A 24,008-nucleotide genomic window follows, 5' to 3' on the forward strand; every position below is an offset into this window, starting at 1 on the left:
TAAAAGAAGTGAAACTAAAAGCGGCAGAAAAGACTCTCTAAGAAGTAAAATAACATTTGTTACATCTGGATGGATTATAAAATGAACAACGCTACTAATAGCTCCCACACCTATCATAAGCGGTGCATAATTTATTTTATTTGGATGTTTTAATATAGATATCTGTCTTAAAAAAAGAATCGCCATAAATACAAAAGCTAAAAGCAAGTCATTATCAAACACATCATACCCTTAATATAATTTGAGCTTATTTTATCATATATTTATAAAACGATGCCTAGTATCTCTTTTGGCTCATAAACAACTATCTCATGCTCTGATTTAGGTGTAAATCCCCAAGTTGCAAACATAGACTCTATTCCTGCAGCTTTGGCACTAAGCATATCTTTTGAGTTATCTCCAACCATCCAAGCTATATCTTTTTTTTCATCATATTTATAATGGTTCAAGATATGATGAAGCATCTGTGGATCTGGTTTTGAGTTTTTAACATTGTCAGCTCCAATGATAATATCAAACATCTCATCAACACCAAGATGTTTTAGCATTCTTTTTGCAAAAGGGGTTGGTGCATTTGTAGCTACAGAGATCTTTACATTTGAGTCCACTAAATCTTCTAAAGTCTCTTTTATACCGTCGTAAAGATATGGGTTTTGTACACATTGATTGGCGTAGTGAACTTCAAAGAGTTCTCTATCCCTATCTTCATAATGTTCTGTCCCATAAAAGAGTTTTGGCAAGTTTCTAACTTCCATATTTATAACTTCAACTATATACTCTTCGCTCAAAGGCTCAAGTCCATAGTGCATCTCTCTTATATAATTTACAGAGATGGTTATATCTTTTTTAGAATCAATCAGCGTTCCATCCATATCAAAAATAACTACTTTCATAACTATCTCATCCTCTCATATATCTCTTGCAACGCATCTACAAAAAAGTCACTATCATTAGGGCATCTACACACTCTATACTCTTTAATACCAAGCTCCTCTGCTATCTCTCTATACTCGATCTCAAGCTCAAAATCCGTCTCAGAGTTATCAATTGTAAAAGCTATAGGAAATATCACAACGCCCTTGTCTTTGATGTTTCCAAGTTTATCACCAAGTGAGGGCTTTAGCCACTCCATAGGTCCAACTTTTGACTGATATGCTAGATGAACTTCATGAAAGTTCATTCCTTCTTCTTTTAATTTCTTTTTTAAAATTTCTATATGCTTTTTAATATGTCTCTCATAAACATCCCCAGCATCTATTATCTTTTGAGGAAGTCCATGAGCTGAAAAAATCATATCAAACTCTTCATACTTAGCATCTTGCATCTGCTCTTTTATCCTAGAGATAACAGCTTTGTTATAGCTCTCATTTTGGAAAAAATGCTTTATCTCAACCAAGATAGCATCAGATCCACTTACATGATAAACCTCTTCAAAGTCCTCTAATGAAGATTTTGTAGTAGTCGTTGAGTATTGTGGATAGAGAGGGATGAGATAGATCTTCTCAATCTCTTCTTTGTTTATTCTCTCTATAACTTCTTTAGCAAACGGAGGAGTATATCGCATAGCAAAATCCACCATTACATCACTACCAAGTCTATCTTGAAGTTTTTTAACAAGCTCTTTTGTATGACCAACTATTGGGGATTTACCACCAATCTGGCGATAAATATCTTGAGAATTTTCTGTTCTTGTAAAAACTATCATTCCACCTACAAACTTTCTCAAAAGATTACTCTTCATGGTTAAGATATTTTTATCGTTAAACATATTTTTTAAAAAGACTTCAACCTCTTCTAGGTTATTTGGACCACCCATATTTAACAAGACTACAGCTTCTTTTTTCATTTTTAACCCTCTTTGGCTTGAAAACCATCAAATACTAGCACATATACTCTTTCTAAAGCGCACCATTTTAAATCTCTCACCCAAAAAATTTGGCATAATTAGCATCTTTACTTTTTGAAGTTCTTGTTCATAGATCTTCTCATCGGCATTTTCTTTTAATATCTCCAAAAGATCTAAGATACCCATATCAACAAGGGCTACCATTTGAGCCTTTAGCTCTAAAAACTCTATTCCAACTTCTTCATAAGCATCTTTTACATGAGCAAAACAGACATCATAAGTTATATCTGAGTTTTTAAAAAGTTCATCTCTTTTTATCTCCTCATCAAACAAAGGGATAGTTTTGTGTTTTTCATAGACTCTTATGGAAAAGTCAGGACGCGCTGCCATCTCGCCATAGTCAAAGCTCATAAACTCAAACTTATCACAACTCTTAGCCATCTCAAGAGCAAATTCTTCATAGCCCACAGCTATCTCACCTCTATCTTTTTTGTACTTTTTAGCCTTTGTATCAACACTAGCGTCTTCTATATCAAACTCAATATTGTGAGCATCCACTCTTGCAGTTTTGCCCTTATAGTAAAGCTCACAAGGAAATGCATCAAAGATCTCATTTGCTATAAAAAACGCCTCTTTACATCTAAGCTCACTTAGAGATCTGTAGTGTGTTAGATCTATAGCGTCTCCAAAGGACTCTTTAAAATACTCTCTTTGGGCTTTTTGAAGTGAATCAAATCTCTCAATTATAACAAACTGTAAACTATCTAAAAGTTTTGGTCTTAGAGTGTAGATAAACTCTATCATATCGGCTAAAAAGTAGCCATGATGTGCACCTATCTCACAAATAACTGCATCTTTACTTAAAAAACCCTCCTCTACTAAAGAGATGATATGTTTTGCAATAGTTCCACCAAAAAACTTACTCGTACTTACTGAGGTGTAAAAATCGCCCTCTTTTCCGATAGCCTTATAAGTCGCATAATATCCATCATCACTATAGAGCCACTCACTCATATACTCATTAAATCTAATCATCTTTTATACATTTCATATAGTGTTAGAAGTTCTAACTGCTTATCTATCTCGAATATTTTAAGATCTATAGTTTGGATAACTACAGAGTTTTTTAGTAGATCTACATCGTAACTTGTCTTATATCCAGCACTATACATCTCTTTTGTTTCAAAAAGAAGTTTCTCATAAAGCTCTCTATTTTCATCACTCAAAATCATCTTTTTTTCAAAGTTTTGTATGTTTTGCATCACCTCTTCAAAAAGAGATTTAAGTTCTCTTCTTCTATCTTCTACAACAAGACTAGACTTTAAATAGTCTATGCGAGAGACTTCTATATCTCTAAAAGTGTTTATATCAAGAGGCATAGAGATTTTAATACCATAGTCATAGTAATCTCGCTCATTATCTGCCCCAAATTTATATTTGGCATCACTTTTATTCCAGTTATATCCTGCTGTAAAACTCACTTGTGGTAAATATTTAGCAGTTGTTACATCTTTGTTATATCTAGTTTTATCTATATCACTACTAGACATGTCTAACACAATATTGTTAGCTAAAAACTGCTCTTTTGTTAAACTCTCTAAGCTTGGAACCTCTGCATTTTCATAGGACATATCGCTAATAGCGTTGAACTTTGAGATGAGTCGCTCTTTGTTTGTTTGTATATCATAAAGAGTTTGAGTAACTACATTTCTCTCAATGATAGCATTATCCAAAAAGCCAGAATCAAGTTGACCATTTAAGTATTGCTCTTGCTTTTGAGCTAAATTTATCTCAGAATTTTTTATCTGTAGCTCTTGTTTTTTTATCTTTAAGTCCATCTGCTTTATCTGCATCAAAAGTGAAATGGCATCTTTTACTAGCTTTCTTTGTGCAACTTCTATGGAGTAGTTTGAGTAGATCCTTGAAGCCTCTGCAAACTTGATACCGTAGTAGATACCACCACTAGCAAATATAGGTTGATCCATTTTCACAGCAGCATTTTCTGCAGTTTGTTCATCTTCATAAGGGTTACTTTTAGAGTAGCTGTATTGCAAGTTCAAGGGAGCTATCCAAGAGTCGCGAAGCTTTGAACTCTGGGCTTCTACTTTGTCGTAGTCATGCTTAAACTGCTCTTTTTTATTGTCCGATATATACGCTTCAAGGTGTTCTTGCGAAAAAACTGAACTACAAAGAAGTGACAGCGCGATTAAGAGATATGAAACCTTCATCTATTTCCTCTTTTGTTATAGTTAATGGTGGTAAAAATCTAAGAGTATTTCTCCCCGCTCTAAGTACTATGACACCTTCATCTCTTGCATTTGAGATGACTTTTGCTAAAGTAGCTGCGTCTCTTACTCTTAGTCCACACATCATACCAATGCCAACTTTAGAAGTAAAGACTTGCTTGTGTGAGTTACAAAATTCTTGAAGTTTAAGGTTAAAATACTCAGTTATCTCTTTTAGCCCTCCACTATTTGCATACTCATCTAAAATATCTATAACTTCACAAGCAGCACTTGAGCTTAAAAAGTTTCCACCAAAAGTAGATCCATGGTCTCCGTGAGAGAAAACTTCTTTAAGTGATGTCATAACAACACCGATAGGAACACCACCAGCCAATCCTTTTGCAAGAGTTATGATATCTGGCTCGATCTCATAAACATTAGATGCTAAAAACTTCCCTGTTCTATAGACTCCAGTTTGTACTTCATCTACTATAAGTAAAATGTTTTTCTCTTTTAACATCTTTGCTAGTACTTGAATTCTCTCTTTATCTAGAGGTTCTACTCCGCCTTCACCTTGAACTAGTTCTATCATAACGGCTACTGTATGATTGTCTAAAAGCGACTCAACTTGCTCAATATCATTTGCATATACAAATCCATCAGGATATGGCCCAAAATAGTTATGCATAGCCTCTTGTCCTGTTGCTTTTACAGTAGTGATAGTTCTTCCATGAAATGAGTTTTGAAGAGTTATAACCTTATATCTCTTAACTTCACCATCTCTTTCTCCAAACTTTCTTGCTATCTTAATAGCCCCTTCATTTGCTTCAGCTCCGCTGTTTCCAAAAAAACACATCATGTCATATCCACTTGACTCGACTATCTTTTTTGCAGCCTCTGCTTGAGATGCTATATAGTAGAGATTTGAGGTGTGTGTTAGTTTTGAGATTTGCTTTGTTATAGCATCATTTACTCTTTTGTTTGCGTGTCCAACGCTTACTACTCCGATGCCAGATGCAAAGTCAACATATTTTTTATCATTAGCATCAACTAGTCTAGATCCGCTTCCACTTACAAACTCCACATCTGCTCTTGCGTATGTTGGTAGTATATATTTTTTGTCTAACTCTTTTGTATTACTCATTTTTATTCCTTAAAAAATCTAATTTTGATGGTAATGTACAATCATGCTCATCTAAAAACTCAAATTTACCAGATGGAGTGTCAAAACTATCATCTTCAAATAGTCCAAGCATAACTCCAAAAGCATCAATCGCTCTTAAAATATCAGCTTCATCTATACACTTTTGCACACCAGCACCACAAACTATAGCTACTTTTTTACTCTCTACAAGCTCAATCACTCTCTCAATCTCACCCAGGTCAACATCTATCTCTTTAAGAGTAGAAACTATTCGAATAGATTGAGTTAACTCATAAAAATCTTCAAATCCATCTGTATGTTTTTGTAAATAATCTTCATCTGCGTGGTCATAAATATGTAAGAACCTACAAAGAAGCATTGCAAGAAAGAAATCCCCCTTTGCTTTTATAGAGATATGTAGATCTGCAATCTTTGCAACCTCTGTTTTTATAGGATCTATCACTATGATTTTTTTATTTTTCAATTCCTCTAGTAACTCTGGTTTACTTAGATCTGGACTTTTTCCCCAAAAAATAACTACATCTGATTCTTTTATATCTTTTTGCATTTAGTTGTCTTTTAACTCTATAGTGGCAAGCTTTGAGAAGAGTTTTGGAGAGTCTATTATGATTTGTGCTAAGTATTTTGAGATATTTTTTGCATCTGCAATTTTAAGTAGTCTTGAGACTTTATAATCAGTTTTTTGACCATCTATATATACAATTTTTTCTTTTGCGCCATCCACATCGGACTCATCAAGATAGATGCTAAGTTTTGCTTTGCTTACATCGGCCACCTTTGCAAGAGGAGTTGAAATATTTACAACTTGACCAGTTTTTACTAAAATATCATAAAGTATAAAACCCTCATTTTTAAGATTTTTATCTTTTACATCTCGCAAAAGTCGAGCTTGTCTTAGTTTTAAGTCTGCTATTTGAACCTTTAAGTTTAAGATCTCTTTTTGTGTGCTTAAATATTGATTCTCACTTGATATTAGTTCATGAAATTCTCTATCTTTCTCAACTGTAGATTTAAACTTCAAATCTTGGATCTTTTTATAGTTTTCTCTCTTTCTTTGGATAGAATTTTCCAAGTTTATCAAAACATCTTCATTTACTTTAACTATGTTGTGCAGATATTCTAATTTATCTTTTATAAAGCCCAATTCTTTTACATCTAACTCATCATCTATATGTATATAGGCTTTTGTGCCAAGTCTCTTTCCAATCATATCTTCATCTATAAAAAGTACTAAGCCTAAAACATTTGAAGATATATCTCTAATCTCGTAAGGCTCGACTTTTGAATAGTAAATTTTTGCAGATGATAGAGTAAATGCTAAGATCATAATCATTAATATTTTCACTTTTAAAAACCTTTATTAAATTTCGAAGTATTTTACCATTTCATGGCTAATATTCAAGCATATTTTCATCATATTTTCGCTATTATTGACAAAGTTTTAATTCAAGGGGTAACAATGTCAGTTCTGTCCAAAGTTGATTCTACTACAAATCTAGCTAAAAATAATGAGCTTCAACTTTTAGTTTTTAGAATTAGCAATCATAAAGATTCTGCTTATTATGCAATAAATGTATTTAAGACAAGAGAAGTTGTTGAGTCTAAAAATCACTTTCTAACCCAAATTCCATCAGCTCACAAACTACTTGAGGGAACCATTATACTTCGTGGTCTTCAAATACCTATACTAAACTTACCGGAATGGTTGGGTACAACTCTTACAAGAGAAGAGATTAAAAAATCAAACATTCTTATTTGTGATTTTAATGGTATTATTATTGGTCTTAGAATCATGTCAGCATATAGAGTTATAAAGAAAAACTGGAATGAGATGCATGCACCTGATAGTTATAGACTAAAAGATGATGGCGTTGTTATGAATGATACTAGACTCGAAGATGGTAGTTTATGTCTTATACTTGATTATGAAAAACTTTTAGCAGATGTAGTTCCACAAGCCATGGTTGATGTTACACAATCTCCTATGAACCTTACAGAGTTAGATATACCTACAAAACTATTAAAAGGTACTGTTTTAATCGCTGAAGACTCTAAAACTGCACAAAGACATCTTTCTCATATATTTAAAAATGCAAATATAAATATGAAAATGTTTGATAATGGAAAAAAATTAGTTGATTATGTTTTAGAAATGCAAGATCCATCTGTAATTCCAGCTATTATTACAGATATAGAGATGCCAGAAATGTCAGGTTTTACGGTTATAAAACTTCTTAGACATGAACAAAGAACAAAAAAGATCCCTATCATAGTAAACTCTTCAATGACTGGAAGTAACAACAAAAGAGAAGCGGAAATTTTAGGTGCGAATGGATTTATAGATAAGACAAAGAGTCATAATGTTATACCTCTTATTATAGAAGCGATGAATACTCAAGAAGTTTTAAAACTTAAAGAGTCTATAAAAGCTAAATAATATTTTACTCATCCATCATTTGGATGAGTAAAAGAACTCTATTACTGAAATAGCGAGATAAGAACACCAGCTGCAACAGCTGAACCGATAACACCCGCAACATTTGGACCCATTGCATGCATCAAAAGCATATTTGTGCGGTCATACTCCATACCAACTTTGTTTGATACACGAGCAGCCATTGGAACAGCAGAAACGCCCGCTGAACCGATAAGAGGATTTATCTTATGTCCTGGAAACAGGTTCATAATCTTAGCCATAATAACACCAGCAGCAGTTCCAGCAGAAAAGGCGATAACACCTAGAACCATAATAAACATAGTATCAGGAACTAAGAACTGATCTGATGCTAGTTTTGATCCAACACCAAGACCTAAAAAGATCGTTACAATGTTTATAAGTGCATTTTGTAGAGTGTCATTTAGTCTCTCAACAACACCTGATTCTTTTAAGAAGTTACCAAACATAAACGCACCGATAAGTGGCGTAGCAGCCGGAAGAACTAAGATAGCCAAGACTAAAACCATGATAGGAAATATCAACTTCTCTAGTCGAGATACATGACGAAGTGTAGTCATCTTGATTCTTCTCTCGGCATCTGTAGTTAGTGCTTTCATAATTGGAGGCTGGATGATAGGAACCATAGCCATATATGAGTAAGACGCAACTGCGATAGCACCAAGAAGTTCAGGGGCTAGTTTTGTGGCTATAAAGATGGAAGTTGGACCATCTGCTCCACCGATTATAGAGATAGCTGAAGCTTGTTGAAGAGTAAAATCAACAAAGCCCATTTGTGAGAGTGCCACTGCACCAACAAGTGTTCCAAAAATACCAAACTGTGCAGCACCACCTAGAAGTGCAGTTTTAGGGTTTGATAGAAGTGGACCAAAGTCAGTCATAGCTCCAACACCCATAAAGATGATGATGGGAAACAACTCATTTGCGAGTCCCATATTATATATAACACCTAAAAAACCATGCTCTCCAGCGATTGCTGCAACTGGAATATTGGCTAAAAGTCCACCAAATGCAATCGGTAAAAGGATTAGAGGTTCATATCCCTTTTTAATAGCTAGATAGAAGAGTAAAAATGTGATTAAAACCATAATCACACGACCCCAAGATTTATTAAAATCACTCATATCTTCACCATGAGCATTTTTCTCATTAGGGTCTGGATTTATAAGAGCGTTTAAACCAGTAGATGCCAAAAATCCGGTAATCATTTCACCAAGAGGCTTAGTTTGATAAGTCTCTTCTTTGTGTGTTGAGCCTTTAGCTGCCTCGCTAGGGCTGGCATGTAAGGCACCAAAACTAAAAAGTAGGAGTGCAAGTATTTTTATAAGAAAAAATCTCATCGTCTATCCTAATACTGCTACGACTTGACCTTCAACTACCTTGTCATTAGTAGCAACATTTATAGACTTAACAACACCACCACGAGGAGCTACAACATCAATTTCCATTTTCATAGATTCTAATATTAAGATAACATCACCCTCATTAACACTTTGACCGGGAGTTGCTACTAATTTCCAAACATTTCCTGGTAAAAGTGCTTTAATAGAAACTTCATTCCCTGTTGCTTTAGCTGGAGCTTCAACCGGAGCTATGCTCTCACCATCTACTGCTGTGACTTCAATATTTGCGTCACCCTCTGCTACTTGAACACTAAACTTTTGACCATCCACTACTACTGTATAATTTCCACTACCCATACTTGAACTTCCTTTGCAATCTTTTTTCATTTCTGATATTTTACGAACATTTAATTCGCCCTTGCCTTTTAAAAACTGTATACCTTTTTCTTGACAAGCAGCGGCTATGAAGATATTTTCTTCTGTTATCTCTATATCTTCTTCTTTGAGCTTTTTAATCCAAGTCGCTAAAGATTTACTCTCATCAGCATCAGTTAAATCAAGAACTTTTTGTGTAGTTGGTTCTAAGCCCAATTTTTCCGATGCAATTTTTACAACTTCAGGATCTGGTGCTACTGGAGTCTTACCAAAGTAACCTAAAACCATCTTTCCATAACCTGGAGCTATTGCTTTCCATGGTCCTTGCATAACATTGTTTAGAGCTTGTTGGAAGTAAAACTGAGATACTGGAGTCACAGATGTTCCATAACCACCTTTTTCTACAACCTCAGTCATAGCCGCAATTACTTCTGGAAACTTATCTAAGATATTATTATCACGCATCATTTGAGTGTTTGCTGTTAATGCGCCACCTGGCATTGGAGAAAATGGAATGATAGGAGAAACCATAGTAGCTTCAGGAGGCATGAAATAGTCTGCTAGGCATCTTTGTAACTCTTTTTCATATGTCAAAATCTTACCAATCTCTAATCCACCGAGATCATAATCCATACCTTTTGTAGCGTGAAGCATAGTTAAGATATCTGGCTGACTTGTTCCACCACTAACTGGAGCTGCTGCCATATCTATACCATCAACACCCGCTTCAAGTGCTGCCATATAAGCTGAAACAGAAACACCTGCAGTCTCATGAGTATGAAGTCTTAGGTGAGTTCCCTCAGGAATTAACTTACGAGCCATTTTGATAGTATCAAATACTTTTTGAGGATTTGAAGTTCCAGATGCATCTTTAAAACAGATACTATCATATGGGATACCACTATCTAAAATCTCACGAAGAGTTTTTTCATAAAACTCAGTAGTATGAGCACCATGACATCCTGGAGGAAGATCCATCATAGTTACAACTACTTCATGTTTTAGTCCATGATGAGAAATTCTCTCACCTGAGTATTTTAAGTTTTCAACATCATTAAGTGCATCGAAGTTTCTAATAGTTGTAGTTCCATGCTTTTTAAACATTTTTGCATGTAGATCTATTAACTCTTTAGATCCAGTGTCAAGCATAACGGTGTTTACACCACGAGCTAGCGTTTGAAGGTTTGCGTCAGGTCCAACAATCTTACGAAACTTATCCATCATCTCGAAGGCATCTTCTCTTAAATAGAAGTACAAAGATTGAAATCTTGCACCGCCACCAAATTCAAAATGGTTTATTCCTGCTCGCTTGGCTGCTTCTACTGCTGGAAAAAAATCATCCATCAGTACACGACCGCCAAAAACTGACTGGAAACCATCTCTAAATGTTGTATCCATTACATCTATATACTTTTTACTCATTCTAATCCTTAACCTTGTCTATGGTGAGAAATCGCGGCACTAATGGCGGCAATAATTTTTTTATTGTCTTTTTGATTTGGCGTTTGTGGTTCTAAACTTGCAGCTGATGGTTCAGGAAAAAACTTATGTAGTACTTTTGACATAATGTTCATCAACACAATTAATGTGATCAGAAAAAGAAAAACAGTACCCATTCCTAAAGCCATAAATTTAAAACCCTCTACTATGAGGTTAGTTTCCATAAATCTACCTTTGTTATTACAATTTAGCACAAAATTATAGTGTAAAGATGTTTAAATAAAGTTTTGTCATCTTCGGTAAATTTTCAAACTTGTACTATTGTTACTTTTTGATTATATAATTGCCTCAAAATTAAACCTCAAAGTGAAAAAATGATAAAAAACAGTGTAAAAAAGTTCGGATATATTAACACAATAGAGGGCTATTCTTACCTTCTTTTGTTATTTGTAGCAATGCCGATGAAGTACATGCTTGGCTATCCTATGGCGGTAAAAATTGTAGGTATGATTCATGGGATACTCTTTATAATATTTTGTATATTATTAGTAAAAGCGTGGCAAGATGCAAAGTGGTCATTTAGTGAGAGTATTATTTTTTTCATAGCTTCACTTCTTCCTTTTGGAACTTTTTTTACAAAAAATAGAATAAAATCTTATGAATAACAAAAGAAATATTTTGATAAAATACAATTCAAATTTCAAATCTATGGAGAGACTATGATAGCAGGAATGCACGAGCAAGATTTCGTAGCCTATATTATTTTTGGACTAAGCCTAAACTTCTTGTTTTCTATACTTTTTGGCATATATCTTAGTAAAAATATCGGTATGCAAGAGATGATGACATCAAAAGGAGATAAAGAGCAGTCTTTGATTGTAAGTTTAAGCCTTTTTATTCCTTTTGCAAAGATGCTTATCACACTCTATAGAGTAGCGATTTTGCAAATCTACTTTTTAAACAGAGGCTACTCCCATAAAGAGTTTTGGATCTATATGACAAACAAACAGAGCTAGGCTTATTCATAAAGCTTAGCCGCACATATCTCAAAAATCTCTTCCATCCATAAACCTCTTTTATCTAACCTTGCTCTCCTCTCAGCCACACTAAAATCGTCTCTAAACTCTTTATCATCAAATAGTGGCTTTACTAGTGCTAAACCCTTAGCTAAAAGAAGTTCTGAGAGAGTCAACTGCCCTTTAGCATACAAAACACACTCACCTTTTTCTTTTGGTCTTATGTGATATCTCTGCTGTACTTCTAAGAGTCTTTGAGCGAAGTGTTTAAGGTTTGGATCTTTAGCATAAATACTTCTTATTTTTTCTCTACAAACCGAGTTATCTTCAGAGATCTCATAGAGTCTCTCTAGTGTCAAAACACCGTAAGGTCTACAAGTTAGATCGCACTTTGATATGTTAAAAGATTGGATTTCATTTGAGTTTACAGAGGTTAAAATTCCAAGTAGTGGTTCTTTGGCGTTTAGAGATAAACTAAGAAGTATAAGCGTGATGAAAATCTTTGTTTTTTTTAGCATATGTTATTTTAACATGATATAATTTAAAAATCTTACAATATTTCTACAAAGGTGTAAAACTGCATGAATGATTTTCAACTAAAGCTTATCCTTAGTATTTTGGGTGGGGTAGTTTTTTCATTTGTTTTTATCATTTTAGCTTTTGCACTTCCTCTAGAGGATAAAAATCCAACTTTTAAAAAGTTGCCTCAAGGTTTACTTGAAAAAGTTTCTGATTCAGTAAATAAAAAAAAGTGAGTGCGTAAATGCACTCACATTCTAAACTTATATAGCTTTAGCGATAATTCTATTTAATCTTGCGATAAAACCTGCTGTATCATCAAGTTCCTTGCCATCAAAAAGTTTTGCTTGGTCAAGTAGAACATGAGCAGCATCGTTTATAAGATTTTGATCCGCAGAGTCTTTCAATTTTATAAGAAGTTCATGCTTAGGATTTATTTGTAAAATTGGTGCAGGTGCAGGTGCTCCCGTATCTTGTCCCATTTGCTTCATCATTTGAGCCATCATATAAGCTGGATCTTCTTTGTCTTCTTTTAGTTTAACAGGTGAATCAACAAGATCCGATGTAGTCTCAACTGACTTGACAGCATCACCAAGAGCCGCTTTAAACTCTTTTGCTAAACCTTCAAAAGATTTTGCAACCTCTTCTTGCTCTTTTTTCTCATCTTCACTCTCTTCAAACTTTGCATCTGTAACTGAGATAAGTTTGTACTCTTTATAGTCAGTTACCATTGGGAAAATGATAGTATCAACTTCTTCATTTAATACTAAAACATCAATACCACGAGATTTGAATTTCTCTAGTGCTGGAGATGCTTTTAACATTGAAAGCGATGTTTTTCCAGTTATGTAGTAGATCTCTTTCTTCTCTTCATCTACTCCTTTAACAAAATCTTCTATCATCACTTTTTCACTAGAGTTTAAAGTGTTAAACTTCATAAGCTCTAAGATCTTCTCACGATTTCCAAAATCACTATAGAGACCTTCTTTTAAGACATTTCCAAACTCACTGAAAAACTCTTCATATTTTGCAGGATCTTTCTTAGCCATTTTTGCTAGCTCTGAGAGAACTTTTTTAACTGAAGCATTTTTGATCTTATTCATTACTGCGTTTGATTGTAAAATCTCGCGAGAAACATTTAGAGGTAGATCTTTTGAGTCGATCACACCGCGTAAAAATCTAAGATAAGTTGGCATCAACTCTTTTTCATCATCTGTAATAAAGACACGATTAATATATAGTTTGATTCCAGTTTGGTAATCAACTCTATACATATCCATAGGTGCTTTACTTGGAACATAAAAAAGTGTTGTGTACTCTATAGCTCCCTCTGCTTTGTTGTGCATCCATGTCAATGGTTCTTCTGATGAGTGAGCGATAGAGCTATAAAAATCTTTGTACTCTTCATCTTTTATCTCACTCTTTGAGATCGTCCATAGTGCATTTGCACGGTTAATTTGAGTATTTTCTACTTCTGTGCGTGATGGCTGGGTCTCTTTTCCATCATCATCAGTCACAGCTGGAATATGCTTCTCTTTATCCATAAAAATAGCAAAAGGAATGTGATTTGAGTATTTTTTAATAATGCTCTCTATTCTATGCGTCTCTAAAAACTCTTCTTCATCATCATTTAGATGCATAACTATAGTAGTTCCGTGAGAATCCCTTGAGCCTTTTGCTATCTCAAACTCACCATCACCAGCACTTGTCCATAAAAATGCTTGCGTCTCACCTGCTTTTTTAGTTGTAACTTCTACTTTAGATGCAACCATAAAACAAGCGTAAAAACCAACACCAAATTGACCAATTAGGTTGGAATCTTGTTTTTGATCACCAGTTAGGTTTTCTAAAAATGCTTTTGTTCCAGACTTTGCAATTGTCCCTAAATTATTCATCAAATCTTCTTCATTCATACCGATACCAGAGTCTTTGATAGTTAAAGTTTTTGCCTCTTTATCTGCTACGATATCGATTCTAGGAGCAAAAGTTACACCTTTGTACTTCTCATCTGTTAAAACTAACATATTTAGTTTATCTAGCGCATCTGATGCATTTGAGACAAGTTCACGAAGGAATATCTCTTTGTTTGAATATAGTGAGTGTATCATTAAGTTTAGTATTTGATTTGCTTCTGTTTGAAACTGATGTTTTGCCATTTTAAATGTCCTTTTTTAAATTTTAGATATCTTATCGAAAAAAAGTTAATAGTTGTAAATGATATCAAAAACCTTTAGTCTATATGACTCATCTATTTTTAGTCTCTAAGTACTTCGTAGAGTTTAGATAGTTTAGATATAATTGAACCATCTGAATTAATCTATAAACTAATTTCTGTGTCAAGCACGGAATGGCGGAACACACGTCATCCTGAACTTGATTCAGGATCTAGCTTAATAATTGTTCATTACACTCAATTTTATAACTTTAAAAATACAAGGCATAAAAGTGAATCATGAAATCTTAGAAATGCTTGAATCTACACCAAAACTGCACTCAAAGAAGTGTAAACTTATCTCTTTCTTTATAAGAATATTTTTACAATTTGGTATATATATTATCGCACTTATTATCTGGTATTTGCAGGATTACTTCATAGCTATTGCATCTTTGATAGCTAGTTATATCGTGATGGGCATAGTTAGATCTAAGATCAGAAACAGTGTCATTCCTCCAAAACAAAGAGAATACCAATATAGCGACAAAGAGATAGCTGACTGGTTTGTAGCTAGAGAATTTTGTTTTGAGACAACAAACAAAGATCTAGAAGTGTTGTAATACTATGTTTATAAAAAAGTTTGAACTACTATTTTTAGGCATCATAGTATTAGCATCTTTAGTCTTAGCAAAAAACTACTATGATGACTATAGTTTTAAAACAAACGACATTCCACAAAGCTACAAAGATCGCATAGCTCAAAAAGAGCAAGAAGTGCTTTTTTTGATGCAAAAAAATTACGGTTTTAGTTTTAAAGTCCCTCTTATTGTTACAGATGAGTTTAAGGGTAGACTCTACGGACTCACCTCTTATAAAGATGGTGAGATAAAGATCTATCTTAACAAAAAAGTGATGCGAGAGAGCATGGACTATATAGTAGATAATGTTATAGCTCACGAATATGCTCACGCACTTATGTTTAAACTGCAAAACTTTAAGCGAGGCGATGGTCACTCAAAAGAGTGGCAAGCCTCTTGTGTGAAACTTGGTGGTCTAAAGTGCGAGCAGTATGTAAATAGCCACGATGTCGTGATGGGAAAACTCCCGTTTTAAAAGATATAATTTTAGTTTACCTCTTTGAGAGACATAGTCCAATCCTAAACTACTAAAACCTTGGAGAAAATATGAAAAAAATCATCTTTACTTTTGTAGCCCTTTTACTCTTACTGCAACTAATTCCACTAGAGAAAACAAATCCACCAATTGACCCAGAAAATGCACTAAATAGAGATCCAAGCGTAGTGAAGATTTTAAAAAAAGGTTGCTATGATTGCCACTCAAATGAAACGAAATGGCCCATCTACGCCTCCATTGCTCCCTTTTCATTTTTTGTAACATCTCATGTAAATGATGGACGAAGGGCTATAAACTTCTCAAACTATAACAGCATTGACAAAGAGATAAAAGAAAAACGCCTAAAAAGAGCCATCGTTACTACTAAAAGTGAGAGAATGGCACTTCCAAGTTACCGCTTTGCCCATGAAAATGCAAACCTTTCTAAAGAGGAAAAAGAGCTACTTTTATCGTGGTTTGAAGATGAGATAGAGATGATTAAAGAGCAGAGATAGCGTCATAAGCTACATCCATCATCTTATCTATCTCCTCATTTGTGATGATGTAAGGTGGCATAAAATAGACTACATGCCCAAGTGGTCTTAGAAGTACTCCATGCTCAAGTCCATAAGTATAGACTCTAAGCCCTACTCTATCTTCACTCTTGTAACCTTTTAAGTCGATGGCGCATATCATGCCAGTTTGCCTAATTGACTCTACGTTTTCAAGCTCTTTGAACTTCTCTAGTTTCTCGCCCATATACTTTGCAATTTTTCTATTTTGCTCTATCACATCATCTTTCTCAAAGATATCAAGAGTAGCATTTGCAGCCGCACATGCCAGTGCATTTCCCGTGTATGAGTGAGAGTGCAAAAATGCTTTGTGTTCATTATAATCACAATAAAATTTAGCATAGATATCATCTGAGGTTAAAACAACTGAAAGAGGAAGATAACCACCAGTTAGTCCTTTTGAGAGTACCATAAAGTCAGGTGTAATCCCAGCACTCTCACAAGCAAAAAGTCCTCCCGTTCGCCCAAAACCAACCATAACTTCATCTGCTATGAGGTGCACATCGTACCGTGAGCAAATCTCACGGACTAAAACTAAAAACTCTTTATCATACATGTGCATGTATCCCGCACCTTGGACAAGTGGTTCCAGTATGATGGCGCTTATCTCGTGCGACTTTTCTTTACATAACTCTTCAAAGATCTCAGCCGCCTCTTTTGCTGCTAAAGTTGTAGCATCACTTGGAACTGGAGTCTGCAATGTTTTTAGCAAAAGTGGCTCATAAGTACGCTTATAAAGTTCTACATCTCCAACACTCAAAGCTCCAATAGTCTCACCATGATAAGAGTTTGTTAGTGAAACAAATATATCTTTGCCAACTTTACCATCATTTTTGTGAGCGTGATAACTCATCTTTAGAGCCACTTCTATAGCACTTGATCCATTGTCAGAGTAAAAGCACTTATTTAGTCCATCTGGTGTTATTTTAACAAGTCTCTCAGATAATCGTACAACTGGCTCATGCGTAAAACCAGCAATAATGACGTGTTCTAAGCTATCTAACTGTTCTTTTATTTTCTCATTTATATAAGCGTTTGTATGCCCAAAAATATTTACCCACCAACTACTAACAGCATCTATAAAAATATTTCCTTCAAAATCTTCAAGATAGATCCCATAGGCTTTTTTTATGGGAATAAGTGGAAGTGTCTCATGATCTTTCATCTGTGTACAAGGATGCCACAAAACAGCTAGATCTCTTTTTTTTAATTCTTCATTTTTCATCTATTTATAAACCTTTTTATTTTAAAAACCCACTATAACATAATCAAAAAAACGCACTTAAAATATTTTTGTATTTTATGTATAAATAAGTTAAACAATCCTTTTATCAAGGTTTAATGAGAATTTACATAGAATTACGAAAATATCGCACATTAAGGTAACAATACATGATTACATGGATGCAAAGACATAAAAAATATCTCATCGTAACTATCTGGATCTCAACTATAGCTTTTGTTGGAGCAGGATTCGTTGGCTGGGGACAATACTCTTATGGAGATAAGGCTGGAGCTGCCGCAAAGGTTGGAAATGTTGAGATAACTATAGGGGAACTTCAAAAAACCTACTCAAATCTTTATGCTCAGTACAACGAGATGTTTCAAGGTAACTTTGATGAAGAAAAAGCAAAAAGCTTTGGACTACAATCACAAGCATTAAAACAACTCATGGATCAAGCCTTAGTTTTAAATCTTGGAATCTCTTATGACTTAGATGTAAGTGAAAAAGAGATTTTGGAGAGACTCAAAACTAAAGAGTTTTTCTTTAAAAATGGTGTTTTTGACAAAGAGATCTACAAGCAAGTCTTATCAAGAAACAACTTAACTACAAAAGAGTACGAAGCAGATATAAAAAAAGAACTTTTAATCCAAAAGACTCTAGCTTTACTGCCAATAGATGTAAGTAAAAACGAACTAGATATCATAGAAAATATACTAAATATAGCAGATAAAATAGAGTACAAAGTTGTAAGTGATGAAAAAATATCAGTTAATACTTCAGACGAAACTCTTATGCCTTACTGGGAGAAAAACAAACAAAACTTTATGAGTGAAGTCATGTATGAAGTTAAATTTATTAAGCAATCAAGAATATCTGGTAAATATGAAGATCAAGAGATAGAGGAATATTATAACGATAACAAGACCCATCTCAAAGACTCAGATGGTAAAATCCTTCCACTTGAAGGTGCAAAAGCATCTGTTATAGCTAAACTTGATGCAAAGGCAACTAAAGATGCAGCTCTTAGAACTTATATAGATTACAAAAAAGGGAAACTTGCTCCTGATGTAGAAGTAACTACTACTATTATATCTACATCAAACAATCCTTATAGTGATGAAGTTTTAGAGGCTATTTCAAAAACATCTCCTACTTCTCCATTGCTAAAGCCTATTTTAGTTTCAGATGAGTACTTTACTTTTGAGTTAATAAAAACTATTCCATCTAGTGTTAAAAGTTATGAAGATGCTAAAGAAGAGATTTTACCTGTGTTTGTTCAAGAGCAAAAAAGTAACAAGCTCTTAGAATTAGCTAAGAACTCTCTTGAGACATTTAAAGGTGACTCTACAGACTTTATAACAAACCAAGATGCTAACAAGATCTCAAACCTAGAAGAAGCAGAAGCAAATGAATTTTTAAATGCTCTTTTTGCAACAAAGCAAAAAAGAGGTTTTATCTCTTTAAATAGTGGAAAAATTGTTCTCTATAACATATTGGAACAAAAACTGCTTAACAATACAAATAACAATTCTAACAATCCTATCGTTAGAATAAAGGGCAACTTATTTAATGAAGGTTTAGTTAAAAACCTCCAAAATAAGTACAAATCAGAGATATTTATTCAAGGACTCTAAGTTGAGCAGAACTGTTTTAGCCATAGATATTGGTTCCACAAAAATATGCGCTATCATTGCTGAGATTGCCGATGATGATTCAGTATCCATAACAGGTGCTGGAATATCTAAAGCACAAGGTTTAAAAAGAGGAAGCATAACAAATATAGAGTTAGCTTCAAAGTCTATAAAAACTGCAATAAATGATGCAAAAAGAGTATCTGGTAGTGACGTAAAAACCGCTATAGTCTCTATATCTGGTGCATATACTAAAAGTCTAAACTCAAACGGTATAGTAAACATCCAAAACAAAGAAGTAAGTTTTAAAGAGATAGAGAGAGTTATGAACACTTCTGTTTATAACGCTAACATTCCAAACGAATATGAGATACTACACGCTCTTCCTTATAACTTTAAAGTAGATGATCAGGACTTTATAGAAGATCCGCTTGGTATGAACGCTTCAAGACTTGAAGTTGAAGCTCACATCATAACTACTCAAAAGTCAAATCTAAACAACCTTAAAAAAGCTGTTCGTGGAGCAGGCGTAGAAGTAGAAAATGTAGTCTTAAATGGCTATGCGTCTTCTATTGCAACACTAAATCCTGATGAGAAAGAACTAGGCGTTGCGGTTATTGATATGGGTGGAAACACTAGTAATATCACTATCCATTCTGGAAATTCCATCAGATATAACGACTTTTTAGGAGTTGGATCTAACCATGTAACAAGTGACTTGTCCATGGCTCTTCATACTCCGCTCAATATCGCTGATAGTGTAAAACTGAGCTATGGTTCACTTTTAGCACCTAGTAATGAACTTATAGAGCTTCCTATTATAGGAGATGAAAACACTACTCACGAGGTATCTCTTGAAGTAGTTCACAATGTTATCTTTGCAAGAGTTGAAGAGACGCTTATGATACTAGCTCAGTTTATTGAAAATAGTGGTCTTAAAGATCAGCTAGGGGCAGGTATAGTTTTAACTGGTGGTTTTTCAAAGATGGAGGGTATAAGAGAGTTAGCTGTGGCTACCTTTGGTTCAGTTCCTGTTCGTCTTGCTCGTCCTATAGAGATGGATGGACTTTTTGAGAACTTAAGAAGTGCGGAGTTCTCAAGCGCTATCGGCTTAGTAATGTATAGTGCAAAATACTATACTCCTTATGAGATAGATGTAAACAAAAGAGTTCGACACTCAAACGAGACACCTGCTTCGCAAAGCAAGGTAGTCTTCTCTGCTGAGAATGAGATCCCTATCGCACCTTCAACTGAAGAAGAGCAAGAAAAAGAAGAAAAAATGATCTCCTTGGGATCTAAGAAAGATAAAAAAAGTGATGAAGCTGGTATTTTTAGTAAATTTTGGAACTGGGCAACCCAGCTATTTTAAGGAGTAAGATTATGGAACCATATGTAATTGAAGAAGCAAGCAACCTAAGTGGAGCAAGAATAATAGCAGTAGGCGTAGGTGGCGGTGGTGGTAACATGATCGGGCATATGATTAAAGAAGGTGTTCATGGCATCGAAATGATTATGATAAACACTGATGCCCAAGTTTTATATGAAGCTGAGAGTTCATCTAAGATCCAGATAGGCACAAAGCTTACTAAGGGTCTAGGTGCTGGCATGAAGCCAAATATTGGAAAAGACTCAGCACTAGAGAGTTATGATGAAATCAGAGCTGCTCTTGATGGGGCTGATATAGTTTTTATCTCAGCAGGCCTAGGTGGTGGAACTGGAACTGGTGCTGCTCCTGTTATTGCTCAAATAGCAAAGGAAGTTGGGGCTTTAACTATCTCTATAGTTACAAAACCTTTCTCTTTTGAAGGTAAAAAACGTCTTAAACTAGCTGAAGCCGGACTTGAAGAGCTTAAGCGTGAAAGTGACTCTATAGTTGTTATTCCAAATGATAAACTGCTCTCCATTATAGATAGAAGACTTGGACTAAAAGAGAGCTTTAAGATAGTTGATAGTGTTTTAGCTCAAGCTGTTAGTGGAACTTCAGGTGTAATCCTTGCAAGTGGAGAAAATGACATAAATCTAGACTTTGCAGACTTGCAAACTGTTATGAGTCATAAAGGTATGGCACTTATGGGTGTGGGTGAATATGAGGGTGAAAATGCTGCTTATGAAGCTATAAAAGCTGCAATTGAGTCACCTCTACTTGACAACATGACTATAAATGGTGCTATGGGTGTTTTAGTTCACTTTAAAATGCATCCAGATTTTCCTCTTATGGAGATCTCAGATGCTATGAATGTTGTACACGAGAGTGCTCACGAAGATGCAGAGGTTATCTTTGGTACATCTACAGATGCTAGCATTGAACCAAACTATATAAAAATAACTATAATTGCAACAGGTTTTGAAAAAGAGATAAGCACTGGCTCTAACAACGAAGACTTCATAAGTGAAGCTCCACAAGCAAAGATCAAACTTCGTCCAAAGCTAGTAGTTGGCGGTGAGTATGATGAGAACTACTTAGATATTCCATCATATATGAGACAGCAACAAGATTAAAAATCTTTGTTGTCTTATGGCTTCATTGAATGATATCAAAAGCCTATTTTTTTACTTATATATAATTAATAAAGAGAGAAACAATGAACAAAATATTTTTTATGCTAGCTTTGTCTACGCTACTACTTTCATCTGAAATACAAACAAGAACTGGCGTACTTCCCGAAAAAGAGATGAAGTCTCAAAATGTAACCATAGCAGAAATGGTAGTACAAGAAACATCTAAATCGCTCCCTCAAGTAATAGACAAATATACAACTTTTACATCTATAAAAAATGACGATGCTACACTTATATATACTTTTGAGATAAATACTGGCTCAAAGAGTGATGAAGCTGTAAAAAAAGAAGATAGAACAAGAATGAAAAAAGCTGTAACTATGGGTGTTTGTAAAACAACTTATAAATTTTTACAAGCTGGTATTGATACTTCATATGTTTACATAAGTGCAAAGTCAAAAGCTAAGCTTTTTGAGTTTAACATCTCACTAGAAGATTGCCCTGTTGTTTTAGAGTAGGATAAAAGAGTTGTCTATCAAGGAGATCTTGGAATCATTAGAATTTTTTAGTTCTCTTGATACTAAAGAAATAGAGCTTTTATCTTCTTTTTGTTCACTTAGTGCTTATGCAAATGAGTATGTACTTCATTATGAAAACCAAGATAGCCAAAACTTAGAGTTTCTTATAAGTGGATTAGCGAGATCTTATAAAATAGACAAACACTCAAATGAAATTTTTCTCTACTATATATATGAAAACTCACTAATCACAGAGATAGAAAGCTTTAAAAGTTCTACTCTCAATTTCTTTTCTAACATCTCTATGGTTGAAGATTCTTTAGTCTTAAACATCGACTACCAACTCTTCAAATCAAATTTTTTGGATAAACATAAGCTCTGTTTAGAACTCTCTTGTGAGGTAAATGCTAGATCTCAAAAACTTCAATCTTTAATAAATAGAGAGTTTATATATGACTCAGTTCAAAAAGTATCTATGATGCTTCACAATGATTTAGAAATGTTTAACAAACTAAAAAGGCACGATATATCTTTAATACTTCACATCCAACCAGCAACTTTATCGCGTGTTTTAAATAGACTTAGAAGAAATAATATTATTGATATAATACATGGTCAAATTAAGGTACTAGATGCAAATGCACTAAAGGAAGTAGCAAATGACTAAGATAAAAGTAGTAGGTATACTTATTTTTATACTCTCCATCACTCTAGGTCTGCTCACTAGCCAGATTTCAAAACAAAACAGATCTAACAATAATTTTTTAGATCTCTTAAACTCCCAAAAAGCCTTTACACAAGATATTGCTAAAAATATTTTTTTTATTTATAAAAATCGAAACACTTCAACAAAAGAGTTAGATACTTCTATAAAAATATTTGTGCAAAATATGAAAGATAGACAAGGTCTAATAGAAGAAGGGAAATCTGTACAAATCACTAATAAAACCCAAAATATAAATTTGCTATGGAATAATTTCTATCTACTTGTTCAAACATTTAGAGACAAATCTAAAATAACTTCACCCTACTCAAATATATTATTAGAAAAAATGGTAAACGATATATATCATGCAAATATAGAACTAGTTGTAAAATTTGATGAACTCATTAAGATGCATAACACAGAGTATGAAAAAAATAATCATAGCTCTAGAACGCTGCAATATACACTTTTTGTAGTACTTGTCATGCTTTTGTTTTATCTTTTTACTCAGTTAAAAAGTCTACTCTATTTTATGCAAAAGTTTCTGTTAACTTCAAAAAGAATCATCACAAATTCAAGTATCAAAGAATTAGAACCTATAAAAGTAAAAAATGACAATAAAGAGATATTACAAGCTAGTAATAACTTTAATTTTCTTATAGAAAAAATAAATAGATCTATTGAAAACTCAAGTCACTCTATTGAACACTCTTTTAGCTCTTTATATCAAGTTGAGAACAATATAGAAAATTTATTAGAACTAATCTATACTATGCAAGAGTCTCTTCCAATAGATAAAGAGCTAACTAAAAAAGAAGATGCCCTTATAGACTCACTTGAAGAACTCACCACTTCCGCAAAGAAACTACAAGACTTAAAATCAGACTTAGACGCTCTTGTTTCTACCTGCCTTCTTAAACTTAAATAAATTTCAAAATTAACTATATAATTTGACCTTAGTCAAATTATGTACCTTAAAAATATAATAGTATTGCGAATCATTTGGGTATATTCTGTATATTCAAAGGAACTTTAAGGAGAAGAAAATGACTAAGCATTTCAATAAGCTTGCTTCAGTTCTTTTAGGTACTACATTAGCTGCAACAGTCGCATCGGCTGCATCTGGTGGTGAACTACAAGAGATAATGAAGAAAAGAGGCTTAACAGAACAAGATGTTATCCGTGCTACTAAGACATACTTACCA

General features: G+C 34.0%; 26 protein-coding genes and 1 pseudogene. 13 read left to right on the forward strand and 14 right to left on the reverse strand.

Annotation, left to right across the window (positions count from 1 at the left end):
- From M0Q24_RS09040 to M0Q24_RS09075, 8 genes and pseudogenes are all read right to left on the reverse strand, one after another.
- A pseudogene (locus tag M0Q24_RS09040) lies at positions 1-222 on the reverse strand (hypothetical protein); the annotation flags it as partial.
- A 41-nt stretch (positions 223-263) separates the two neighbouring features.
- A complete protein-coding gene (locus tag M0Q24_RS09045) occupies positions 264-893 on the reverse strand; it encodes an HAD family hydrolase (RefSeq protein ID WP_295049915.1) in 630 nt (209 codons plus the stop codon).
- A gap of 2 nt (positions 894-895) precedes the next feature.
- A complete protein-coding gene (gene hemH / locus M0Q24_RS09050; protein ID WP_295049919.1) occupies positions 896-1,846 on the reverse strand; it encodes a ferrochelatase in 951 nt (316 codons plus the stop codon).
- Between the two features lie 27 nt (positions 1,847-1,873).
- Positions 1,874-2,878, reverse strand: coding sequence for an SAM-dependent methyltransferase (locus M0Q24_RS09055; protein ID WP_295049976.1), 1,005 nt, complete (start codon positions 2,876-2,878; stop codon positions 1,874-1,876).
- Positions 2,878-4,074, reverse strand: coding sequence for a TolC family protein (locus M0Q24_RS09060; RefSeq protein WP_295049923.1), 1,197 nt, complete (start codon positions 4,072-4,074; stop codon positions 2,878-2,880). Before M0Q24_RS09060 ends, M0Q24_RS09055 begins: the two co-directional genes overlap by 1 nt.
- On the reverse strand, positions 4,031-5,215 hold the full coding sequence (locus M0Q24_RS09065) for an aspartate aminotransferase family protein (protein WP_295049925.1): 1,185 nt from the start codon (positions 5,213-5,215) through the stop codon (positions 4,031-4,033). Before M0Q24_RS09065 ends, M0Q24_RS09060 begins: the two co-directional genes overlap by 44 nt.
- A complete protein-coding gene (locus M0Q24_RS09070) occupies positions 5,208-5,783 on the reverse strand; it encodes a molybdopterin-dependent oxidoreductase (RefSeq protein ID WP_295049928.1) in 576 nt (191 codons plus the stop codon). The genes M0Q24_RS09065 and M0Q24_RS09070 overlap by 8 nt, the downstream gene beginning before the upstream one ends.
- Entirely contained in the window at positions 5,784-6,581 is a 798-nt protein-coding gene (locus M0Q24_RS09075; protein WP_295049930.1) for an HlyD family secretion protein, read from the reverse strand.
- A gap of 114 nt (positions 6,582-6,695) precedes the next feature.
- On the opposite strand from M0Q24_RS09075, the gene M0Q24_RS09080 reads away from it, so the two are divergent.
- On the forward strand, positions 6,696-7,673 hold the full coding sequence (locus tag M0Q24_RS09080; RefSeq protein WP_295049933.1) for a chemotaxis protein: 978 nt from the start codon (positions 6,696-6,698) through the stop codon (positions 7,671-7,673).
- A gap of 41 nt (positions 7,674-7,714) precedes the next feature.
- Here the strand turns inward: M0Q24_RS09080 and M0Q24_RS09085 are convergent, their stop codons facing one another.
- The 3 genes from M0Q24_RS09085 to M0Q24_RS09095 are packed head-to-tail and all read right to left on the reverse strand — an operon-like array spanning position 7,715 to position 11,073.
- A complete protein-coding gene (locus M0Q24_RS09085) occupies positions 7,715-9,031 on the reverse strand; it encodes a sodium ion-translocating decarboxylase subunit beta (protein WP_295049937.1) in 1,317 nt (438 codons plus the stop codon).
- A gap of 3 nt (positions 9,032-9,034) precedes the next feature.
- The gene (locus tag M0Q24_RS09090; RefSeq protein ID WP_295049939.1) at positions 9,035-10,831 is read right to left on the reverse strand and encodes a biotin/lipoyl-containing protein; all 1,797 of its coding nucleotides are present in this window, start codon (positions 10,829-10,831) and stop codon (positions 9,035-9,037) included.
- A gap of 8 nt (positions 10,832-10,839) precedes the next feature.
- A complete protein-coding gene (locus tag M0Q24_RS09095; protein WP_295049942.1) occupies positions 10,840-11,073 on the reverse strand; it encodes an OadG family protein in 234 nt (77 codons plus the stop codon).
- A 150-nt stretch (positions 11,074-11,223) separates the two neighbouring features.
- Here M0Q24_RS09095 and M0Q24_RS09100 point away from each other — a divergent pair, with 150 nt between their 5' ends.
- A complete protein-coding gene (locus M0Q24_RS09100; RefSeq protein ID WP_295049945.1) occupies positions 11,224-11,514 on the forward strand; it encodes a DUF3817 domain-containing protein in 291 nt (96 codons plus the stop codon).
- 54 nt (positions 11,515-11,568) lie between these two features.
- Complete coding sequence (locus M0Q24_RS09105; protein ID WP_295049948.1) at positions 11,569-11,865, forward strand: hypothetical protein; 297 nt, start codon at positions 11,569-11,571, stop codon at positions 11,863-11,865.
- A gap of 2 nt (positions 11,866-11,867) precedes the next feature.
- Here the strand turns inward: M0Q24_RS09105 and M0Q24_RS09110 are convergent, their stop codons facing one another.
- On the reverse strand, positions 11,868-12,383 hold the full coding sequence (locus M0Q24_RS09110; protein WP_295049950.1) for a thermonuclease family protein: 516 nt from the start codon (positions 12,381-12,383) through the stop codon (positions 11,868-11,870).
- Positions 12,384-12,446: 63 nt separating this feature from the next.
- Between M0Q24_RS09110 and M0Q24_RS09115 the strand changes: the two genes are divergently transcribed.
- Complete coding sequence (locus tag M0Q24_RS09115) at positions 12,447-12,620, forward strand: hypothetical protein (RefSeq protein WP_295049952.1); 174 nt, start codon at positions 12,447-12,449, stop codon at positions 12,618-12,620.
- Positions 12,621-12,647: 27 nt separating this feature from the next.
- On the opposite strand, the gene htpG is transcribed toward M0Q24_RS09115, so the two are convergent.
- The gene (htpG, locus tag M0Q24_RS09120) at positions 12,648-14,540 is read right to left on the reverse strand and encodes a molecular chaperone HtpG (RefSeq protein ID WP_295049954.1); all 1,893 of its coding nucleotides are present in this window, start codon (positions 14,538-14,540) and stop codon (positions 12,648-12,650) included.
- 289 nt (positions 14,541-14,829) lie between these two features.
- On the opposite strand from htpG, the gene M0Q24_RS09125 reads away from it, so the two are divergent.
- The 3 genes from M0Q24_RS09125 (at position 14,830) to M0Q24_RS09135 (ending at position 16,167) form a co-directional block, all read left to right on the forward strand.
- Positions 14,830-15,159, forward strand: a complete 330-nt coding sequence (locus M0Q24_RS09125; protein WP_295049956.1) for a hypothetical protein — start codon at positions 14,830-14,832, stop codon at positions 15,157-15,159.
- Between the two features lie 4 nt (positions 15,160-15,163).
- Positions 15,164-15,652: a SprT-like domain-containing protein gene (locus M0Q24_RS09130; RefSeq protein ID WP_295049958.1), complete on the forward strand. Its 489-nt coding sequence runs from the start codon at positions 15,164-15,166 to the stop codon at positions 15,650-15,652.
- A 71-nt stretch (positions 15,653-15,723) separates the two neighbouring features.
- Positions 15,724-16,167 (forward strand): heme-binding domain-containing protein, encoded by a 444-nt coding sequence (locus M0Q24_RS09135; protein WP_295049960.1) that lies wholly within the window; start codon positions 15,724-15,726, stop codon positions 16,165-16,167.
- On the opposite strand, the gene M0Q24_RS09140 is transcribed toward M0Q24_RS09135, so the two are convergent.
- Entirely contained in the window at positions 16,151-17,449 is a 1,299-nt protein-coding gene (locus tag M0Q24_RS09140; RefSeq protein WP_295049962.1) for an adenosylmethionine--8-amino-7-oxononanoate transaminase, read from the reverse strand. The two genes, M0Q24_RS09135 and M0Q24_RS09140, sit on opposite strands and share 17 nt — an antisense overlap.
- Positions 17,450-17,616: 167 nt before the next feature.
- Between M0Q24_RS09140 and M0Q24_RS09145 the strand changes: the two genes are divergently transcribed.
- From M0Q24_RS09145 to M0Q24_RS09170, 6 genes are all read left to right on the forward strand, one after another.
- Complete coding sequence (locus M0Q24_RS09145; RefSeq protein WP_295049964.1) at positions 17,617-19,083, forward strand: peptidylprolyl isomerase; 1,467 nt, start codon at positions 17,617-17,619, stop codon at positions 19,081-19,083.
- 1 nt (position 19,084) lies between these two features.
- A complete protein-coding gene (gene ftsA / locus M0Q24_RS09150) occupies positions 19,085-20,449 on the forward strand; it encodes a cell division protein FtsA (RefSeq protein ID WP_295049965.1) in 1,365 nt (454 codons plus the stop codon).
- Positions 20,450-20,460: 11 nt separating this feature from the next.
- Positions 20,461-21,579, forward strand: a complete 1,119-nt coding sequence (ftsZ, locus tag M0Q24_RS09155) for a cell division protein FtsZ (protein ID WP_295049967.1) — start codon at positions 20,461-20,463, stop codon at positions 21,577-21,579.
- A gap of 83 nt (positions 21,580-21,662) precedes the next feature.
- Entirely contained in the window at positions 21,663-22,097 is a 435-nt protein-coding gene (locus tag M0Q24_RS09160) for a hypothetical protein (protein ID WP_295049969.1), read from the forward strand.
- Between the two features lie 28 nt (positions 22,098-22,125).
- On the forward strand, positions 22,126-22,764 hold the full coding sequence (locus tag M0Q24_RS09165; protein WP_295049971.1) for a Crp/Fnr family transcriptional regulator: 639 nt from the start codon (positions 22,126-22,128) through the stop codon (positions 22,762-22,764).
- On the forward strand, positions 22,757-23,731 hold the full coding sequence (locus M0Q24_RS09170; RefSeq protein ID WP_295049974.1) for a hypothetical protein: 975 nt from the start codon (positions 22,757-22,759) through the stop codon (positions 23,729-23,731). Before M0Q24_RS09165 ends, M0Q24_RS09170 begins: the two co-directional genes overlap by 8 nt.
- Positions 23,732-24,008 lie beyond the last annotated feature (277 nt).

Source organism: Sulfurimonas sp., assembly GCF_023228785.1.
In the GTDB taxonomy this organism is placed as follows: domain Bacteria; phylum Campylobacterota; class Campylobacteria; order Campylobacterales; family Sulfurimonadaceae; genus Sulfurimonas.

Bases quoted from the DNA above. Each gene is read 5' to 3' on its own strand.
- M0Q24_RS09045 (WP_295049915.1), bottom strand. From the start codon at position 893: ATGAAAGTAGTTATTTTTGATATGGATGGAACGCTGATTGATTCTAAA.
- hemH (WP_295049919.1), bottom strand. From the start codon at position 1,846: ATGAAAAAAGAAGCTGTAGTCTTGTTAAATATGGGTGGTCCAAATAAC.
- M0Q24_RS09060 (WP_295049923.1), bottom strand. From the start codon at position 4,074: ATGAAGGTTTCATATCTCTTAATCGCGCTGTCACTTCTTTGTAGTTCA.
- M0Q24_RS09065 (WP_295049925.1), bottom strand. From the start codon at position 5,215: ATGAGTAATACAAAAGAGTTAGACAAAAAATATATACTACCAACATAC.
- M0Q24_RS09070 (WP_295049928.1), bottom strand. From the start codon at position 5,783: ATGCAAAAAGATATAAAAGAATCAGATGTAGTTATTTTTTGGGGAAAA.
- M0Q24_RS09080 (WP_295049933.1), top strand. From the start codon at position 6,696: ATGTCAGTTCTGTCCAAAGTTGATTCTACTACAAATCTAGCTAAAAAT.
- M0Q24_RS09085 (WP_295049937.1), bottom strand. From the start codon at position 9,031: ATGAGATTTTTTCTTATAAAAATACTTGCACTCCTACTTTTTAGTTTT.
- M0Q24_RS09090 (WP_295049939.1), bottom strand. From the start codon at position 10,831: ATGAGTAAAAAGTATATAGATGTAATGGATACAACATTTAGAGATGGT.
- M0Q24_RS09095 (WP_295049942.1), bottom strand. From the start codon at position 11,073: ATGGAAACTAACCTCATAGTAGAGGGTTTTAAATTTATGGCTTTAGGA.
- M0Q24_RS09100 (WP_295049945.1), top strand. From the start codon at position 11,224: ATGATAAAAAACAGTGTAAAAAAGTTCGGATATATTAACACAATAGAG.
- M0Q24_RS09105 (WP_295049948.1), top strand. From the start codon at position 11,569: ATGATAGCAGGAATGCACGAGCAAGATTTCGTAGCCTATATTATTTTT.
- M0Q24_RS09110 (WP_295049950.1), bottom strand. From the start codon at position 12,383: ATGCTAAAAAAAACAAAGATTTTCATCACGCTTATACTTCTTAGTTTA.
- M0Q24_RS09115 (WP_295049952.1), top strand. From the start codon at position 12,447: ATGAATGATTTTCAACTAAAGCTTATCCTTAGTATTTTGGGTGGGGTA.
- htpG (WP_295049954.1), bottom strand. From the start codon at position 14,540: ATGGCAAAACATCAGTTTCAAACAGAAGCAAATCAAATACTAAACTTA.
- M0Q24_RS09130 (WP_295049958.1), top strand. From the start codon at position 15,164: ATGTTTATAAAAAAGTTTGAACTACTATTTTTAGGCATCATAGTATTA.
- M0Q24_RS09135 (WP_295049960.1), top strand. From the start codon at position 15,724: ATGAAAAAAATCATCTTTACTTTTGTAGCCCTTTTACTCTTACTGCAA.
- M0Q24_RS09140 (WP_295049962.1), bottom strand. From the start codon at position 17,449: ATGAAAAATGAAGAATTAAAAAAAAGAGATCTAGCTGTTTTGTGGCAT.
- M0Q24_RS09145 (WP_295049964.1), top strand. From the start codon at position 17,617: ATGATTACATGGATGCAAAGACATAAAAAATATCTCATCGTAACTATC.
- ftsZ (WP_295049967.1), top strand. From the start codon at position 20,461: ATGGAACCATATGTAATTGAAGAAGCAAGCAACCTAAGTGGAGCAAGA.
- M0Q24_RS09160 (WP_295049969.1), top strand. From the start codon at position 21,663: ATGAACAAAATATTTTTTATGCTAGCTTTGTCTACGCTACTACTTTCA.
- M0Q24_RS09170 (WP_295049974.1), top strand. From the start codon at position 22,757: ATGACTAAGATAAAAGTAGTAGGTATACTTATTTTTATACTCTCCATC.